Below are 17,213 nucleotides of genomic sequence, written 5' to 3'. Positions count from 1 at the left end.
ACATGCGAGGCGGCTGGTCAGGCCTTGGCCGAGGCCAGGGCCACGGTGACGTCCGGGTGCTTCTCGACGAACTCCACGAGCCGCACCTCGGCGAGGTCGAACGTACTGCCTGCCGGAAGCGAATGCACCACTGCACCGGAGACCATCAGGGGCGCACCTCGGCGGGCATCCGGCGCGTCCGACGTCGCGGCGCGGCAGTCCAGGACGAACACGGCACCGGAGCCGTGCACGGTGAACGTCCTGCGGTCCCGGACCTCGATCGCGGTGTCCTCGTCGATGCCGACGCCGATGAGGTTGGGGGAGGCGGCGACCATGGACATCAGCCGTCCGTACCGCGACCGCTGGGCGAAGTGCTGGTCGATGATGACCCCTTCGAGCAGGCCCAGCCCGGCACTGAGCTGGCTGTGCCGCTGGCGGGGCGTGATGCCCTCGTCGCCCATGGAGATCATGAATCGGCTCATGATGGAGGCGCCGGCCGAGGTTCCCGCGATGACGGCTCCCCGCTCGTGAGCGCGATGCAGGGCGTCTCCCAGCGGCGTGCCGGGGAACCGCTGGCTCAGCCTGAGCTGGCTGCCGCCGCTCATGAAGATCCCCGTCGCGGCGTCCAGCAGGTCGACGGACTCCTGGGAGTAGGCGTCGGTCCGGCTCTGCGGGTTCACGACGATGGGTGCCGGGGCCCCCAGCCTGGTGAAGACGTCCGTGTAGGCCTCACCCACCTGGGCCTGGAAGGACGACGCTGTGGGAATCAGCACGATGATGGACCGGCGTCCGCCCGCAAGCCGTACGAAGCGGCGCAGGACCGTCGCCTTGCCGACGCGGTCCTCCGCTCCACCGATGATGAAGAGGGTGGGCGTGCTCCGTCTCGTTGCTGCCATCACGTCAGCCTAGGAGTCACGCGGTGGCCAGGGGCGGAGCGGGGGTCGGCGTGCCGTCAGCCTCGTCGGCCTCCTCGATCTCCTCGCGGGTGATTCCGAGGAGGTAGAGGACCGCGTCGAGGTAGGGCACCGTGACCGCGGTGTCCGCCTGCTCGCGGACCACCGGCTTGGCGTTGAAGGCGACGCCCATTCCCGCGGCCTCCAGCATGTCCAGGTCGTTCGCGCCGTCCCCGATGGCAACAGTGCGGGAAAGGGGAAGGCCGGCTTCCTCGGCGAACCGCCTCAGGGCCTGCGCCTTGCCGGCGCGGTCCACGACGTCCCCGACGACGCGCCCGGTGAGGAGGCCGTCGCGCACCTCGAGACTGTTGGCATGGGCATGGTCGATGTCCAGCTCCCGCGCGAGGTCCCCGACGATCTCGATGAACCCGCCGGACACCACCGCGACCGTGAACCCCAGGCGCTTGAGCGTCCGCACCAGCGTCCTGGCTCCCGGGGTGAACCGCACCGCGGCACGGACGTCGTCGAGAACCGAGACGGGTAGACCCCGCAGCGCCGCCACCCGCTCCCGCAGGCTCTCCGCGAAGTCCAGCTCGCCGCGCATCGCTGCCTCGGTCACCGCGGCGACCTCGGCCTGCCGTCCCGCGTGGCTGGCGAGCAGCTCGATGACCTCGTCCTGGATGAGGGTGGAGTCGACGTCCATGACGACCAGGCGGCGGCCGCGACGCGCGAGCCCCCCGGCGGCAACGGCGATGTCGATGCCGTGGACCGCAGACTCCAGCGCGAGCTCCCGGCGCAGCAGGTCGACGTCGGCGCCCGAGACGTCGAGCTCCAGGGTCGTCACGGGGTACCGGGAGAGGCGACGGATCCGGTCGATGTTGGCGCCGTGGGAGGCGATCCGCGCGGTCACGGCGGCGACTCCGCTGGCGCGCAGGGGTGCGCCGAGGACGACGACCGCTGCCCGGCCTGTGCGACGCCGTCTCGTGTCACCCGTGCCGCTCTTGATCTTGACCTTGAGGTCGAGGGACTTCGCGACCGACTGGACCACGCCGCGCAGCCGGTCCTGGGCCCCTCCGGTCAGCAGCATGGCCAGCGTCAGATGTCCGCGGACCACGACCTGCTCCAGGTCCAGCACCTCCGCGCCCACGTCTGCGATGGCGTCGAAGAACGCGCTGGTGACGCCGGGGCGGTCCTCACCGCTGATCGTGACGAGCAGCGACTCGGCGTCCTCGGTGGTCGGCTCGGGCACGACGCCACGATATCGACGCTCTCAGGGGCCGCTGTGCTGAGTCTCGCCATACGGTTGTCGTGCCACTCTTCGAGATTCGAACAGTCGCTGTGCTGCCGGCGGAACATCCATGCGGTCCCGCCGGTGAGCCGGCCGGATCGGGCGGCGCCCTCGGGCCGGCCGGCCGGCTCAGGCGCCCCTGCGGGAGTCCCGCCAGTCGACCAGCTCGCGCAGTGGCGCCAGGTCGTACTTCGGACCGCCTATTCCCACAGTGAACAGGCGCGTGCCGACCTCATACAGTGCCTCGGCGCCGCTGGCGTAGTCCGGGACGTCCTCGCGGTGCCGACCTGGCCGCGGTGAGACGCCGGCCGAGCGCTCGATCTCACCAGGGTCGCGGCCGACCTTGGCGCACCACTCGTCGAGGACCTGATGCTTGTGCGCGATGGTCTGGGCGTCCCCGAAGCCGTGCCAGATCGACGCGTGCTCGGCGACGATCCGAAGGGTCTTGCGCTCCCCACCACCGCCGATCAGCACCGGGATGTCGCGGGTCGGTGGTGGGTTGAGCCTGGTCCACCTGTCCCGGATCAGCGGAAGGTCGCGGGCCAGGGCGTTCAGGCGTCCACCGGCCGTGCCGAACTCGTAGCCGTACTCGTCATAGTCCTTCTCGAACCAGCCGGAGCCGATGCCCAGGATCAGCCGACCACCGCTGATGTGGTCGACCGTCCGGGCCATGTCGGCGAGCAGCTGCGGGTTCCGGTAGCTGTTGCAGGTGACCAGTGCACCGATCTCCACGCGTTCGGTCGCCTCGGCCCAGGCGCCGAGCATCGTCCAGCACTCGAAGTGAGCGCCGTCGGGCTGGCCGTAGAGCGGGTAGAAGTGGTCCCAGTTGAACACCACGTCTGCACCGATCTCCTCGGCCTCTGCGCAGGCGCGCCGGATCGCCGCGTACTCGGCATGCTGAGGCTGGAGCTGCACCCCGACCCGCACCGGCCGGTCTGCTGCCGTCATAGCGGGACCTTCTGGAACTTCGCCACCACAGTCAGTCCTGACTCGGTCACCATGAACCCTCTCTCCTTGTCGTGCTCGTGGTCTACGCCGATCTCCGCGCCGTCCGGCACGAGGACGCCCTTGTCGATGATCGCCCTGGTGATCGTGCAGCCGCGTCCGACCTCGACGCCGTCGAGCAGGACGCTGTCGTCGATGGTGGTGCCGCTGTGGATGTGGCACCTCGGCGACAACACCGAGTTGGTGACGGTCGCACCAGAGATGACCACGCCAGGGGAGACGGCGGAGTTGTGCGCCTCGCCGAACTTTCCGGCAGCGCCGTGGACGAGCTTGGCAGGCGCAAAGGGCCCGTAGTCGGTGTAGATGGGCCACTCGTAGTTGTAGAGGTTGAACACCGGATGGATCGAGACGAGGTCCATGTGCGCATCCCAGTACGAGTCCATGGTGCCGACATCGCGCCAGTAGGCCTGGTCGCGCTCGGTGGCCCCGGGAATGATGTTGTCCTTGAAGTCGTAGACATAGCCGCGACCTTCCTCGACGAACGCGGGCACGATGTCGCCACCCATGTCGTGCTTGCTTCCCGGACGCGCGTCGTCCTGGGTGACGGCGTCCACCAGCACGTCCGAGTCGAAGACGTAGTTCCCCATGGAGGCCAGCACCTCCTGCGGTGAGTCCGGCAGTCCCTTGGGCTCCTTCGGCTTCTCCAGGAACGCACCGATCTTGCGGTGGTCCGAGCCGTCCACCTCGATGACCCCGAACTGGTCGGCGAGGGAGATGGGCTGGCGGATCGCGGCCACGGTGACGCCTGCAGCGGTCTCGATGTGCTGGGTGACCATCTGGGAGAAGTCCATGCGGTAGACGTGGTCGGCGCCCACCACCACGACGATGTCCGGCTGCTCGTCGTGGATCAGGTTCAGGCTCTGGAAGATCGCGTTCGCCGAGCCGAGGTACCAGTTCTTGTCGATGCGCTGCTGCGCGGGGACCGGCGCGACGTAGTTGCCGAGCATGTTGGACATGCGCCACGTCTTCGTGACGTGCCGGTCGAGACTGTGCGACTTGTACTGGGTTAGCACGACGACCTTGAGGTAGCCCGAGTTCACGACGTTGCTGAGCGCGAAGTCGATGAGCCGGTAGATGCCCCCGAAGGGGACCGCCGGTTTGGCTCGGTCGGCCGTCAGCGGCATCAGCCGCTTCCCCTCGCCGCCTGCCAGGACGATCGCCAGCACCTGGGGTCCACCCGATCGGTACGCCATGCTCAGACCCTAGGGACTGACAGGCCCCGCGGCGACCCCACCAGGCGGCCAATCTCACGCTGGGCTGCGCCGCACCTGCACCTGGCCCGCCGCTGCGCCCCTCGCGGCGGCACCACGGCCGGGCTAGTCTCACGGACGTGAGAGTGGACATCCTGACCAAGGAGTACCCGCCCAACATCTACGGTGGCGCGGGCGTCCACGTGGCCGAGCTGGTCCGGGCGTTGCGCGAGCGCGGTGACATCGACACCAGGGTGCGCGCCTTCGGTGAGCCGGTGGCCGAGGAGGGCACCTCGGGGTATGCCGACCTACCGGGCCTGGCGGAGGCGAACGCCGCCGTGAGGACGATGGGCGTGGACCTCTCGATGGCCGGCGACTGCGTCGGGGCGGACCTCGTCCACTCGCACACGTGGTACGCCAACTTCGGCGGCCACGTGGCGTCACTGCTGGGCGGGATGCCGCATGTCGTGACCGCACACTCGTTGGAGCCCATGCGGCCGTGGAAGGCGGAGCAGCTCGGAGGCGGCTACCGCCTGTCGTCGTTCATGGAGCGGACTGCGTACGAGGCGGCGGGCGCCGTGGTCGCCGTGAGCGAGGGCATGCGTCAGGACGTCCTGCGCAGCTACCCGGACATCGACCCGGAGCGCGTGAAGGTGGTGCACAACGGCATCGACTCGCAGCTGTGGCAACGCCATCCCGACGTGGAGACGGTGCGACGGCACGGGGTCGACCCCGACGGCAGGTCCGTCATCTTCGTCGGCCGCATCACTCGGCAGAAGGGCCTGCCGTACCTGCTTCGGGCGGCGGCCGAGCTCCCACCCGACGTGCAGCTGGTGCTGTGCGCCGGGGCGCCCGACACCCCGGAGATCCTCGCCGAGGTCGAAGGGCTGATGGACCAGCTCAAGTCGGGCCGCGACGGCGTGGTGTGGATTCCCGAGATGCTTCCACGCAACGAGGTCGTCGCGCTCCTGTCCGCAGCGACCGTGTTCGCCTGCCCCTCCATCTACGAGCCCCTGGGCATCGTCAACCTCGAGGCCATGGCGTGCGAGCTGCCAGTGGTCGCCACGGCCACGGGCGGCATCCCGGAGGTCGTGGTCGACGGCGAGACCGGATGGCTCGTGCCCATCGACCAGAAGCAGGACGGCAGCGGGATCCCGCTCGACCCGGACCGCTTCGTCAGCGACCTCGCGGGCGCGCTCACCGACGCCGTGAGCGACGTCTCGCGGGCGGAGCAGCTGGGGCAGGCAGGCCGCCGCCGGGCGGTCGAGGAGTTCTCCTGGGCGAGCATCGGCGAACAGACCAGCCAGGTCTACCTCGACGTCCTCGACCGGTCGGCCGTCGGCTGACACACCTGGTCCAGGCCGTGCCTGCTACCCCTGGGTCAGCCTGGTCGCCATCCGGCCACCACCGCGCAGGCCGCGTTCGTGGCATCCGCGAGAGCCCGGTCGGCCGCGCGCTGTAGACGGCGCAACACGGTGTTGCGGGCCATGGCAGCTGCCGCGGTCAGTGACCCGTCGCCGGCGGCGAGAGCCACGTCCACCACCGCGCCGACCGTCCCCGCCAGCGCGATGACGCGAGCCGCCCTGCCCGGCAGACCGGCCGGCAGGCCCCAGCGACCCCCCAGCGAGGCGTCCGCCAGCTCCCGTGCGGCGCCGCCCGAGAACGGCTGTCCTCCCACCGCCTCGAGCGAGCGTGTGGCGTCCGCGAGCTCCTCTCGCAGGTGACGCTCGAGCTGTGACGCCTCCAGGGCCTCGACGCGGTGCCGGGGGACAGGGTCCGCGTCGTAGGCCGCCCAGTCGACCCGAGTGCCGGTGTCGAGGCCTCCTCGATGCTCATGGCCGAAGGTCGAGAACCTGGGCACGAGCATGCCGCCGAGGCCCGCGACGTAGACACACTCTCCTTCCGACGCCGCCGCGCCGAGCGCCTCCGCAGAAGCGCCCGGCATGGCGGTCAGGTCACCCGCCGCCGGCAGGGCAACCAGCAGCGCCTGCTCGCCCAGCTCATGCCACAGCGACAGCCGGCCCAGGTCACCCGAGACGTGGTCGACGTCCTGCATGGCGAGCCGTACGGCGTCCTCCACCGACCCGCCGGTCGCCCAGGCGTGCGTTGTCCACAGCGAAAGACGCACAGACGCAGGCAGTTCGGGCACCGCGTCATGCTAAGCCGATAGGGTCCGGTGGCATGAGTGACGTCCTTGAGTTCGCCGGGGTGACCGTGGTCCGGGGCCAGACGACGCTGCTCGACGACGTCACCTGGGAGGTGGAGGAGGGGCAGCGCTGGGTCATCCTCGGCCCGAACGGCGCCGGGAAGACGACGCTGCTGCAGCTGGCGGCCGGCCGGATGCACCCGACGTCCGGAGTCGCTGGTGTGCTCTCCGAGGTACTGGGAGCGGTGGACGTCTTCGAGCTGAGGCCGCGGATCGGGCTGGCGTCCGCGGCTCTCGCCGAGCGCATACCGGGTGACGAGGCAGTCCACAACGTGGTGGTCACCGCGTCGTACGGCGTGGTGGGCCGCTGGCGGGAGTCGTACGACACCTTCGACCATGTGCGGGCCGCCGAGCTGCTCAAGGCCCTGGGCGCCGACCACCTGGCCGACCGCAGCTACGGCACCCTCTCGGAGGGTGAGCGGAAGCGCGTGCAGATCGCACGGGCCCTGATGACCGATCCGGAGCTGTTGCTGCTGGACGAGCCGGCCGCCGGCCTGGACCTGGGTGGCCGCGAGGACCTCGTCCGCCGTCTGGGGGAGCTGGCCGCAGACGTCGACGCTCCCGCGCTGGTCCTCGTGACGCACCACGTCGAGGAGATCCCGCCGAGCTTCACGGACGTCCTGCTCCTGCGCGACGGCAAGGTCGTGGCCCAGGGACCGCTGGAGATCACGCTGACGGAGGGCAACCTTTCGGCGACCTTCGGCATGCCGCTCGAGCTCGAGCGTCGTGGCGGCCGGTGGACGGCGCGTGCCCGCGTCGGCGCGGGAACGGTTGCCGCGGCCGCGGCGTCATAGAGATAGCTGACGAGGGAGGAACGCGATGGAGTGGTTCTCGGAGAACCCGTGGGTGGCCTGGCTGGGTGTGGCGCTGGTTCTGGTCGCGATCGAGGCCGCCTCGGTGGACTTCGTCTTCCTCATGATCGCGGGAGGTGCGGTCGCTGGAGCGGCCACCGCCGCGGTGGGTGCCGGCTTCGCCGCCCAGGTCCTGGTCGCGGTGGTCGTCGCGGTCGTCCTCGTGTTCGTGGTTCGTCCGCCCATCAAGCGTCACTTCATGGTGCCCGCCGGAACGGGCGGGATCGGTGCGGCGAGCCTCGTCGGTCGCACGGCCTGGGTGCTCCAGCCGGTGACCGAGACGGCGGGCCGTATCAAGCTCAACGGCGAGACGTGGTCTGCGCGCACCCGCGACGCAGGCACGGTGTGTGAGCCCGGGCAACAGGTCCGGGTCATATCCATCGAGGGGGCCACCGCCATCGTCACCGGCGACGCGGTGGGTCAGAAATCGGAGTAAAAGCATGACTCCTGGCTATGTCGTCCTGCTGGTCCTGGTCGTCCTGGTCCTCATCATCCTGTTCCGGACCATCCGGATCGTCCCGCAGCAGACTGCGCTCATCATCGAGCGGCTGGGTCGGTACTCCAGGACCCTCGAGGGCGGCATCCACTTCCTCGTGCCGTTCGTCGACAAGGTGCGCGCCAACATCGACCTGCGGGAACAGGTGGTGTCATTCCCGCCGCAGCCCGTCATCACGTCCGACAACCTCGTGGTCAACATCGACACCGTCATCTACTACCAGGTGATCGAGGCCAAGTCGGCCGTCTACGAGATCGCCAACTTCATCCAGGGCATCGAGCAGCTCACCGTCACCACGCTGCGCAACGTCATCGGTTCGCTGGACCTCGAGCAGACGCTGACCAGCCGCGACCAGATCAACGCCCAGCTGCGGGGCGTCCTCGACGAGGCGACCGGCAAGTGGGGGATCCGGGTCAACCGGGTCGAGCTGAAGGCCATCGACCCGCCGATGTCGATCCAGGAGTCCATGGAGAAGCAGATGAAGGCCGAGCGTGAACGCCGCGCCATCATCCTCACCGCCGAGGGCGCCAAACAGTCCAACATCCTCACCGCCGAGGGAGAGAAGCAGAGCCAGATCCTGCGGGCCGAGGGCTCGGCCCAGGCGCGCATCCTGGAGGCGCAGGGGCAGGCGCGCGCGATCCAGCAGGTCTTCGACGCGATCCACCGCGGCAAGCCGACCCAGAAGCTGCTGGCCTACCAGTACCTGCAGGTCCTGCCGCAGATCGCCCGCGGCGACGCCAACAAGATGTGGATCATCCCGAGCGAGCTCACCGACGCGCTACGAGGGATCGGCGGAGCACTCGGCGCCGCCGACAAGGGGCCGAGCCCCGACGGCGGCGACGGCGAGGAGTGGGTCGACCCGGGAGAGCTCGCGGACGCGTTCGACGACACCGTGCTCGAGGACCCGGCACAGGCGCTGGCCGAGGCGCGAGGTATGGCGGGCAAGGCCAGCCAGGAGGCGACCGAGCACGCGGCACCGGTGCAGCGGGTGCAGCCCGCGCCGAGACCACCGGTCGACGCGGTGCCCGAGTACGAGTCGCCGGTCTCCGCGCCTGCCACCATGGCTGACACCGCTTCCGGCACGCCAGCCGACCCCGTTGCGCCGACCGAACCGATCGCACCCTTCGAGGGTGAGGGGCCGCCCAAGCCGCCGACGGCGTAGGCCACGAGGGACACCGCGCGTCGCCCGCGCGGCATCCTGAATGGAGCGGCGCGGGCCACCTCGTTAGGGTTGCCCGGTGTCCGTCCTAGAAGCCGTGGGCGTGCTGGTGGCGGGAATGGCGGCCGGCACGATCAACACCGTCGTCGGCTCCGGCACGTTGATCACGTTTCCGACGCTGCTCTTCTTCGGCTACCCGCCGGTGGTGGCCAACGTGTCCAACACGGTGGGTCTCGTGGCGGGCGGGGTGACGGCCGTGCATGGCTACCGCGGCGAGCTGGAGGGCTCGAGGCGGACGCTGACCCGGCTTGCCCCCGCCTCGCTGGTGGGCGGCGTGATCGGTGCCGTGCTGCTCCTCGTACTCCCACCAGAGGCGTTCCAGGCCATCGTCCCCGTGCTGATCGCGCTCGGCCTTGCACTGGTAGTACTCGGCCCAACGCTCCAGCGTCGGGCGGCGGCCAGACACGAGGCAGGTATCCCTCCGGCTGCCTGGAACGGTCCCGCCCTGACCGGCGGAGTCCTGGTGGCCGGAGTGTACGGGGGCTACTTCGGGGCGGCCCAGGGAGTGATCCTCATGGGGCTGCTGAGCGCACTGTCGAGTGAGCCGATCCAGCGCCTCAACGGGTTCAAGAACGTGCTCGGCACCATCGTCAACGCCGTGGCGGCAGCCACGTTCATGCTCGTCGCCTGGGAACGGATCGACTGGCTGGTCGCGCTGCTCATCGGCGTCGGCGCCTTCGTCGGTGGGCTCCTCGGGGCCAGGGTCGGGCGGAGGCTGCCACCCCTGGCGCTGCGTACGGTGATCATCCTCGTCGGGCTCGTCGGCATCACGAAGATCATCTGGTTCAGCTGAGCACGACCTGGGACTGAGCCTGCGTGGTGGGTGCTCTAGCCTGCTCGCCGTGCCGATCCCCATCGAGACTCCCACCGACGAGCGACTCGCGGACTACGTGTCGCTCACCGACGTCGCGCTGCGCCGGCGTACGGAGCCGGAGCGCGGCCTCTACATCGCGGAGTCGGAGAAGGTCATCCGCCGGGCGCTGTCCGCGGGTCATCGACCGCGCAGCTACCTGATGGCACCGCGCTGGCTCACGGATCTGGCTGACCTGGTCGGCGAGGCAGAGGAGTCCGGCGTCCCGGTGTTCGTGGGGCAGCCCGAGGTGATCGAGCAGCTGACGGGCTTCCATCTCCATCGCGGCGCCCTGGCCTCGATGCACCGTCCGGTCCTGCCGTCCTTGGACGAGATCCTCGACAGCGCCCGCCGGGTGCTGGTCCTGGAGGACATCGTGGACCACACGAACGTCGGCGCCGTGTTCCGGTCTGCCGCGGCGCTCGGGGTCGACGTCGTCCTCGTGACGCCCCGGTGCGCCGATCCCTTGTACCGCAGGGCGGTCCGTGTCTCGATGGGCACGGTGTTCCAGGTGCCGTGGACGCGTATCGGCCCCTGGCCCGCCGGTATCGCCGACCTGCGTCGGCTCGGGTTCACGGTGGCCACCCTCGCCTTGGCGGCGGACGCCGTCAGCCTGGACGAGCTGGCGGCCGCGCCGCCGGACCGGTTGGCGCTGGTGCTGGGCACCGAGGGCGACGGCCTGTCCCATCGCACCCTCGCAGCGGCAGACCTGACCGTGACCATCCCCATGGCCGGCGGCGTGGACTCCCTCAACGTCGCCGCCGCCGGTGCCGTGGCTGCCTGGGCCCTTCGAACGTCCGCCGAGTGTTAGCCCTGAGCCGACCAGTCCTTAGCCGACCAGCCGGTCAGCCGACCAGCCGTCAGCCCACCAGCCGCTGGACGAGGCCGGCCAGCTCGGCGGCGGGGTCTGCCGTCAGTCCACCGTGCACCGGCCCCGGCTGGACGACCGTGCTCCGCGGTGCACTGAGCCAGCCGAAGCGACGTCCCAGGCTGCCCAGGTTCGGCAGGCCGCCGCCGGTGTCCCCACGGCATACCCGGCAGACCGTCTCCAGGGCCTCGCCCACCTCGGTGGCATCGAGATCGGGCGCCAACACGCTGAGGCGAGCGCTATCGACGTGGTACTCCGCCTCGAGGTAGTCGGCGCTCTGGGAGTACAGCACCACGCCGACGTTGAGGAACTCCTCGCGCTCCACGCGGGGAACGCACCGCAGGACGACGTACTGGTACCCGTACAGGCTCACGGCGCACCCCCCGGCAGCCATACCTCGACGGTCTCCAGCCGCGCAAGGAGGTGCTCCCGGTAGGCGGCGCGTACCGCGTGAGGGCTGTCCAGCCCTGGTGCGCTCTCCAGCCACGCGTCGGGAACCTCCTCCGTCACGCTGTCGAGCAGGCCGGGGACCTGCGTCGCCAGGCGCGAATGCGCCTCGCGGACGTCACCGGCGACGTCTCGAAGGACGTGCGTGCTGGCGTCGAACGGCTGCGCGGCGAAACGCTCGGGTCGCGCGCCTCGACCGGGCCACGAGTGGTGGAAGTACAGCGCTGCTCCGTGGTCGATGAGCCACGGCCGCCGGTGCCAGACCAGCAGGTTGGGGTTGCTCCACGTCCGGTCCACGTTGGCCGTGAAGGCGTCGAGCCAGAGAATCTCGGCAGCCGTCTGCGGGTCCGGTGGGCGTGAGCCGTCGTACCCGAAGGAGCCGGGCAGGAAGTCGATGCCGAGGTTCAGGCCCAGGCTGGCGGTCAGCAGGTCCTGGACCTCTTCGTCCGCCTCGTACTTGGCGATCGGCGCCTGGAGGTCGACGACCGCGAGACGGGGGACGTTCAGCCCCAGCGCGCGCGCCAGCTCACCGACGAGCACCTCGGCGACCAGGACCTTCAGACCCTGACCGGCTCCGCGAAACTTCAGCACATAGGTGCCGAGGTCGTCGGCCTCGACGATGCCCGGCAGCGAGCCACCCTCCTTGAGGGGGGTCACGTACCGAGTCGCGGTGATCTCGTCGAGCACGGGCGCCAGCCTAGGGCGTCGCCCTTGGCGAACCGCCCGCGAGGTCAGGAGTCGCCGACGGTGACCGCCTCTGCCTCCAGCGGGCTGTCGGCGGCCTCGGCTCCGTGCCCCGGCTGCGCGTCGATCGACAGGATGTCACGGCGTGCGGTGAGCAGCACGAGCACGCCCAGCACTACGGCGCCCGAGCCCACCCAGAACGGCACGTGGATGGACCGTTCGCCGAGCTTTCCGGCCAGCCATGGGGCGACCGCCCCACCTCCGAACCGGACGAAGCTGTAGGCGGCCGAGGCGACCCCTCGTTCCACCGGCGACACCTTCATCACCGTCTCCGTGATCAAGGTGTTGTTGATGCCCAGGAAGGCTCCGGCCAGGATGACCCCGACCACGAGAACCGGCTTGTGCTCCGTCTCCACCGCCATGACCGCGAGGATCACGGCGAACCCGAGCAGTGCACCGACGACCCCCGGCAGGGTCCCGACACGGCGCTGCAGCCGCGGCGCGACGACAACGGAGGTGAAGGCGAGCAGCAGGCCCCAGCCGAAGAAGACCAGCCCCACCTGGTGGGCGCCCATGGCGAGCGGGAACGGGGTGAACGCCAGGAGGGTGAAGAAGCCGAAGTTGTAGAGCAGCGCGGTCAGTCCCACCGTCAGCAGCCCCCGGTGGGACAGGGCTCGCAGCGGCGCGGTGATGCTGCTGCGACGGCCGGTCGGTGGGGTGGCCGGCAACGTGAAGACGATCGCGACGACCGCGACGGCCATGAGGGCGGAGACGCCCCAGAAGGGCCAGCGCCAGGAGTGGCCGCCGAGCCATCCACCGAGCAGCGGCCCGGCTGCGATGCCGACGCCCAGGGCGGCCTCGTACAGGATGATGGCCTGGCCGACGGAGCCGCGGGCCGCGCTCACGATCGTGGCCAGGGCCGTGGCGATGAAGAGCGCGTTGCCCAGCCCCCACACGGCGCGGAAGGCGACGATCCCGCCGACCGAGTCCTGTGCACCGGCGAGACCCGCTCCGACGATGATGACCAGCAGGCCGAGCAGCAGGGTGCGCTTGGCGCCCGCTCGGCTCGACACCCAGCCCGTGACGAGCATGGCGACGCCCATGACCGCCATGTAGCTGGTGAAGAGCAGGGAGACCTGGGACGCGGTCGCCCCGAGGTCGTCCGCGATGGGCTTCAGGATGGGGTCGACGAGGCCGATGCCCATGAAGGCGATGACACAGGCGAAGGCCACAGACCAGACGGTCTTGGGTTGGCGCCACATGAGAGGTTCAGGCTTCCTTTCGGAGGGTGGGGGTGGTCGAGACCGGGACCGGATGGACCAGGGACTCCATGACCGTGATGGCCTCGCGCAGGACGGCGATGTCGCTGTCGCTGAGGGCGTCCAACGTGGGGGACAGGGCGTCCAGCCTGGCCGCTCGGACCTCGTACAGGGCCTTGCGCCCAGCGCGGGACAGCGACAGCAACGTCGCCCGAGCGTCACTCGGGTCGGGTTCCCGCTGGGCCCAGCCCTGGCTCTCCAGGCGCTGTAGGGCTGCGGTCATGCTCGGCTGGCTGCTGTGGTCGGCCTCGGCCAGAGCGCTCACCCTCGACGGCCCGAGCTCGTCCAGCAGGGCCAACAGGCGCGCCTGGGCATACGGAACCTCGAACGAGGCGTTGCGGGTGGCCCACCGGGTCAGCCTGGCAGCCGCCCGCAACAGGTCGTTGCCGACAGTGCTCCGCTCGTCCATGCCGGCAGTTTATATAACGTCATTATGTAGTTCAACTCGAGCGTCAGGGCGCCAGGTTCTCGGAGTGGTGCAGGGCTCCCAGGACGGCCTCCCGCCAGGTCGAGCACGCCAGCGGGGTCCGGCCCGATGCGCCACCGCAGGCGCAGAGCCAGGCCCAGCCCTGGCAGCCGACCCGGCGTACCCGTGGGTGGTGGTGCGCAATGTCGGCCCTGGTCGCCCGCCGTGTGGTCATCTCTCTGCCCTCTCCGGATGTTCCTGCTCTCAGGAGAGGGTGAGAGGGCCGCTGATACGGCCAACGGCGTACGGGCCTGCTCAGGTCCGCAACGCCGTCAGGGTGTCGACCGTGTCTGCCTCTTCCGCGGTCTTGTCATCGCGGTAGCGCAGCACCCGGGCGAACCGCAGCGCCATGCCGCCCGGGTACCGGGAGGAGGTCTGTATGCCGTCGAAGGCCACCTCCACCACCTGTTCGGGGCGTAGGTGCACCACGTGCCCCGAGCGGGAGGTCTCGAGCTGCAGGAAGCGCGTGGTCTGCCACTGCAACATCTCGTCCGTCATGCCCTTGAAGGTCTTGCCCAGCATGACGAAGCCGCCGCTGTGGGGGTCCCTGGCTCCCAGGTGGATGTTGGACAGGAAGCCCCGCCGGCGACCGCTTCCCCACTCGACGGCGAGGACGACGAGGTCGAGCGTGTGTCGGGGCTTGACCTTGACCCACCCCGCACCGCGTCGGCCCGCGGCATACGCAGCGGTCGTCGACTTGACCACGACACCCTCGTGCCCGTCGGCGACGAGGCGCTGGAAGAACTGCTGGGCCTCCTCGGCCGAGGTCGCCCGCACCCGGGGGACCAGCCATCGGGCCGGGACGAGAGTGCCGAGGCGGTCGAGACGCTCGTGCGCCGGAGCGTCCAGCAGGTCCTCGCCGTCGAGGTGGAGCAGGTCGAAGAAGAAGGGCGTGACAGGGATGCGTTCGCGGAGCTCGGTCACTCCCACGCTGCTCATGGTTCGCGACGCGGTCTCCTGGAAGGGCCGCGGCCGGCCTCGTTCGTCCAGGGCGATCGCCTCGCCGTCGGTGACGAGCCGCCGGACCGGGAGCTCCAGGACCGCCTCCACGACCTCCGGCAGCCTGTCGGTGATGTCGTCGAGCGATCTGGTGAACAGCCGGACGTCGTTCCCGTCGCGGTGGGCCTGGAGCCTGATCCCGTCGAGCTTGCCGTCGACGAAGGCGCCGTCCTGGGAGGCGACCTGGTCCCAGGCCGCTGCAACGTCTGGCGTCGACGCGGCGAGCATGGGGCGCAGGGGGCGGCCCACCTCGAGGCCGATCTGCGCCAAGGCCGCCGTGCCGCCCTCGAGAGCCGCGCGTGCGACCGGTCCGGCGTGGCCGGCGAGCATGACCGCTCTGCGGACAGCAGCCTCGGGAACGTCGGCTGCGGCGGCGATCGCGGCCTGCATCACGCCGTCGAGCGCACCCTGCCGGACCTGACCGGTCACGAGGGCGCGCAGGAAGTCCTGCTCCGCCGCCGTGAGCCCGCCGAAGAGCGTGCCCACAGCAGCAGCACGCAGGGCCCCCGACCCCGCTCCGCTGACCTCGGACAGCGCGGTCAGGGCCTGGTCGACCTCGGCGACGGTGGCCACGGGGCTGTCCGCAGGGGTCGGCAGGCTCGACAAGCCCCGCCAGCTTACGCCCACACGGCGCTGGGGCAGGACCCCGGAGAGGTAGGCGGCGACCGTGGCCGCCTCCTCGCTGCCCGCAGAGCGCAGGGCGCTCGCGACGGCCTGCGTCTTGGCCAGCCGGGACCTGGTCGCGGTGGCTGTGTTCGAGGCGGCCACGACGTCGGCGAAGAGCACCAGTCGAGGCTAGTGCGCGGGACCGACGGGCGCCTTGCTCAGCCCCCGCCGAGGATCGTGCCGAGCGGGGTCGACGGAAGCCCGTGAGCCTGCGCGACCGGGGCGTACGTGACCTGCCCGTCATGGGTGTTGAGCCCCAGGCTCAGCGGGTGGTTCTCGGACAGGGCGGAGCGCCAGCCCTTGTCGGCGAGCTCCACGGCGTACGGGAGGGTCACGTTGGTGAGGGCGTAGGTGCTCGTGTGTGGGACGGCCCCGGGCATGTTCGCGACGCAGTAGAAGACCGAGCCGTGCACCTCGTAGGTGGGGTCGGCGTGGGTGGTCGGCCGGGAGTCCTCGAAGCAGCCTCCCTGGTCGATGGAGATGTCGACGAGGACGGACCCCGGCTTCATGCGGGACACCTGCTCGTTCGTGACGAGCTTTGGTGCCTTGGCACCCGGGACGAGTACCGCGCCGATGACGAGGTCCGCGTCGCTGATGGCGCGCTCGATCTCGTACGTGTTGGAGGCAACCGTCTGGCAGTGGCCCTGGTAGATGGCGTCCGCATGGCGCAGCTTGGCGATGTCCCGGTCGAGCAGGAGGACCTCCGCCTGCATGCCGAGGGCGATCGCGGCGGCGTTCATGCCTGACACACCGGCGCCGATGACGACGACCTTGGCGGCGTAGACCCCGCTGACGCCGCCCATCAGCACGCCGCGTCCGCCCTGGGCCCGCATCAGGGTGTGCGCGCCGACCTGCGGCGCGAGGCGGCCCGCCACCTCCGACATGGGGGCCAGCAGCGGCAGCGAGCGGTCCGGGAGCTCGACCGTCTCGTACGCGATGGCGGTCACCTTCCGCTGCACGAGCTCCTCTGTGAGGGCCTTGTCGGCGGCGAGGTGGAGGTAGGTGAAGAGTGTCTGTCCCTCGCGCATCCGCCCGTACTCGGGCTCGATCGGCTCCTTCACCTTGAGGATGAGGTCACCGGTGCCCCACACGTCGTCTGCGGTCTCGAGGATGCTCGCCCCGGCCGCCCGGTAGTCGTCGTCCAGGATGGAGGAACCGACTCCGGCCCCCCGCTCGACGAAGACCTTGTGGCCGTGCACGACCAGCTCGTGGACTCCGGAGGGGGTGATCGCGACGCGGTACTCGTTGTTCTTGACCTCGCGGGGAATGCCGACCTTCATGTGGTGCCTCCTGGATCGCAGTGGTCCTCGAACAATGGCGGACTTGCGGCCCGCTGCCAACCACCAGCAGGGGCGGTCGGTGCCAAGGGCGACGAGCGCGACCCTCAGGGGGCGACCGTGGCCGAGTGCAGGAGGGCGCCGATGACGGCCTGCTTCCAGGGGAGGCCGTGACGGATGGTCCGGCACGACGCACCGCCGCAGGAGCACGCCCAGACCCAGCCGCCGTCGGGGCCACGCTGGACCCGTGGGTGGTGCGCGGTGGAGGTGCGGTATGTCGCGTGACTGCTCACGATTCGAAGGTAGAGCTGACCTCGTGCCATGCCCTGCGAGACGCGCCGAGGTCGCTCCGACGGACGAGCCGAAGTGGCCGAACGGATGAGGTGGGCTCTCCTCGTGGGGACGGCTCGAAGAAGACGGCGAGGCAGCTAGATGTACTGACCGGTCACGTTGGTTGAGGGAGTGCGACTCGTCGCTTTGATGGGCTGACATGGGAGGGCCTCCCGCGGT

General features: G+C 70.2%; 19 protein-coding genes. 6 read left to right on the top strand and 13 right to left on the bottom strand.

Annotation, left to right across the window (positions count from 1 at the left end):
* Nucleotides 1–17: 17 nt before the first annotated feature.
* The 4 genes from PHA84_RS17200 to glgC form a co-directional block, all read right to left on the bottom strand.
* Complete coding sequence (locus PHA84_RS17200) at nucleotides 18–875, bottom strand: cyanophycinase (RefSeq protein WP_270889368.1); 858 nt, start codon at nucleotides 873–875, stop codon at nucleotides 18–20.
* 16 nt (nucleotides 876–891) lie between these two features.
* Nucleotides 892–2,121, bottom strand: a complete 1,230-nt coding sequence (serB, locus tag PHA84_RS17195) for a phosphoserine phosphatase SerB (RefSeq protein WP_270889367.1) — start codon at nucleotides 2,119–2,121, stop codon at nucleotides 892–894.
* A 168-nt stretch (nucleotides 2,122–2,289) separates the two neighbouring features.
* On the bottom strand, nucleotides 2,290–3,108 hold the full coding sequence (locus PHA84_RS17190) for an LLM class F420-dependent oxidoreductase (protein ID WP_270889366.1): 819 nt from the start codon (nucleotides 3,106–3,108) through the stop codon (nucleotides 2,290–2,292).
* Nucleotides 3,105–4,358, bottom strand: coding sequence for a glucose-1-phosphate adenylyltransferase (glgC, locus tag PHA84_RS17185; protein ID WP_270889365.1), 1,254 nt, complete (start codon nucleotides 4,356–4,358; stop codon nucleotides 3,105–3,107). The genes PHA84_RS17190 and glgC overlap by 4 nt, the downstream gene beginning before the upstream one ends.
* 137 nt (nucleotides 4,359–4,495) lie before the next feature.
* Here glgC and glgA point away from each other — a divergent pair, with 137 nt between their 5' ends.
* Complete coding sequence (gene glgA / locus PHA84_RS17180; RefSeq protein WP_270889364.1) at nucleotides 4,496–5,701, top strand: glycogen synthase; 1,206 nt, start codon at nucleotides 4,496–4,498, stop codon at nucleotides 5,699–5,701.
* Between the two features lie 35 nt (nucleotides 5,702–5,736).
* Here the strand turns inward: glgA and PHA84_RS17175 are convergent, their stop codons facing one another.
* Nucleotides 5,737–6,504, bottom strand: a complete 768-nt coding sequence (locus tag PHA84_RS17175) for a hypothetical protein (protein WP_270889363.1) — start codon at nucleotides 6,502–6,504, stop codon at nucleotides 5,737–5,739.
* A 32-nt stretch (nucleotides 6,505–6,536) separates the two neighbouring features.
* Here PHA84_RS17175 and PHA84_RS17170 point away from each other — a divergent pair, with 32 nt between their 5' ends.
* The 5 genes from PHA84_RS17170 to PHA84_RS17150 all read left to right on the top strand — a co-directional run bounded on the left by PHA84_RS17170 (nucleotide 6,537) and on the right by PHA84_RS17150 (nucleotide 10,788).
* Nucleotides 6,537–7,355, top strand: a complete 819-nt coding sequence (locus PHA84_RS17170) for an ABC transporter ATP-binding protein (protein ID WP_270889362.1) — start codon at nucleotides 6,537–6,539, stop codon at nucleotides 7,353–7,355.
* 25 nt (nucleotides 7,356–7,380) lie between these two features.
* On the top strand, nucleotides 7,381–7,848 hold the full coding sequence (locus PHA84_RS17165) for an NfeD family protein (RefSeq protein ID WP_270889361.1): 468 nt from the start codon (nucleotides 7,381–7,383) through the stop codon (nucleotides 7,846–7,848).
* A 4-nt stretch (nucleotides 7,849–7,852) separates the two neighbouring features.
* The gene (locus PHA84_RS17160) at nucleotides 7,853–9,070 is read left to right on the top strand and encodes an SPFH domain-containing protein (protein ID WP_270889360.1); all 1,218 of its coding nucleotides are present in this window, start codon (nucleotides 7,853–7,855) and stop codon (nucleotides 9,068–9,070) included.
* Nucleotides 9,071–9,146: 76 nt separating this feature from the next.
* Nucleotides 9,147–9,920, top strand: a complete 774-nt coding sequence (locus PHA84_RS17155; protein WP_270889359.1) for a sulfite exporter TauE/SafE family protein — start codon at nucleotides 9,147–9,149, stop codon at nucleotides 9,918–9,920.
* Between the two features lie 49 nt (nucleotides 9,921–9,969).
* On the top strand, nucleotides 9,970–10,788 hold the full coding sequence (locus PHA84_RS17150) for a TrmH family RNA methyltransferase (RefSeq protein ID WP_270889358.1): 819 nt from the start codon (nucleotides 9,970–9,972) through the stop codon (nucleotides 10,786–10,788).
* Nucleotides 10,789–10,837: 49 nt separating this feature from the next.
* On the opposite strand, the gene PHA84_RS17145 is transcribed toward PHA84_RS17150, so the two are convergent.
* The 8 genes from PHA84_RS17145 to PHA84_RS17110 form a co-directional block, all read right to left on the bottom strand.
* A complete protein-coding gene (locus PHA84_RS17145) occupies nucleotides 10,838–11,239 on the bottom strand; it encodes a DUF3037 domain-containing protein (RefSeq protein ID WP_270889357.1) in 402 nt (133 codons plus the stop codon).
* The gene (locus tag PHA84_RS17140) at nucleotides 11,215–11,979 is read right to left on the bottom strand and encodes a HipA family kinase (protein ID WP_270889356.1); all 765 of its coding nucleotides are present in this window, start codon (nucleotides 11,977–11,979) and stop codon (nucleotides 11,215–11,217) included. Before PHA84_RS17140 ends, PHA84_RS17145 begins: the two co-directional genes overlap by 25 nt.
* Nucleotides 11,980–12,023: 44 nt before the next feature.
* Complete coding sequence (locus PHA84_RS17135) at nucleotides 12,024–13,238, bottom strand: MFS transporter (RefSeq protein ID WP_270889355.1); 1,215 nt, start codon at nucleotides 13,236–13,238, stop codon at nucleotides 12,024–12,026.
* Between the two features lie 7 nt (nucleotides 13,239–13,245).
* Nucleotides 13,246–13,704 (bottom strand): MarR family winged helix-turn-helix transcriptional regulator, encoded by a 459-nt coding sequence (locus PHA84_RS17130; RefSeq protein ID WP_270889354.1) that lies wholly within the window; start codon nucleotides 13,702–13,704, stop codon nucleotides 13,246–13,248.
* Nucleotides 13,705–13,747: 43 nt separating this feature from the next.
* Complete coding sequence (locus PHA84_RS17125; protein WP_270889353.1) at nucleotides 13,748–13,936, bottom strand: hypothetical protein; 189 nt, start codon at nucleotides 13,934–13,936, stop codon at nucleotides 13,748–13,750.
* Between the two features lie 80 nt (nucleotides 13,937–14,016).
* On the bottom strand, nucleotides 14,017–15,546 hold the full coding sequence (locus PHA84_RS17120; protein ID WP_270889352.1) for an ATP-dependent DNA ligase: 1,530 nt from the start codon (nucleotides 15,544–15,546) through the stop codon (nucleotides 14,017–14,019).
* A gap of 38 nt (nucleotides 15,547–15,584) precedes the next feature.
* On the bottom strand, nucleotides 15,585–16,706 hold the full coding sequence (gene ald / locus PHA84_RS17115; protein ID WP_270889351.1) for an alanine dehydrogenase: 1,122 nt from the start codon (nucleotides 16,704–16,706) through the stop codon (nucleotides 15,585–15,587).
* Between the two features lie 104 nt (nucleotides 16,707–16,810).
* The gene (locus PHA84_RS17110) at nucleotides 16,811–16,996 is read right to left on the bottom strand and encodes a hypothetical protein (RefSeq protein WP_270889350.1); all 186 of its coding nucleotides are present in this window, start codon (nucleotides 16,994–16,996) and stop codon (nucleotides 16,811–16,813) included.
* Nucleotides 16,997–17,213: the final 217 nt, after the last annotated feature.

This window comes from Pedococcus sp. 5OH_020 (assembly GCF_027812955.1).
Taxonomy (GTDB): domain Bacteria; phylum Actinomycetota; class Actinomycetes; order Actinomycetales; family Dermatophilaceae; genus Pedococcus.
This window is presented reverse-complemented; position numbering and strand designations above follow the sequence as displayed.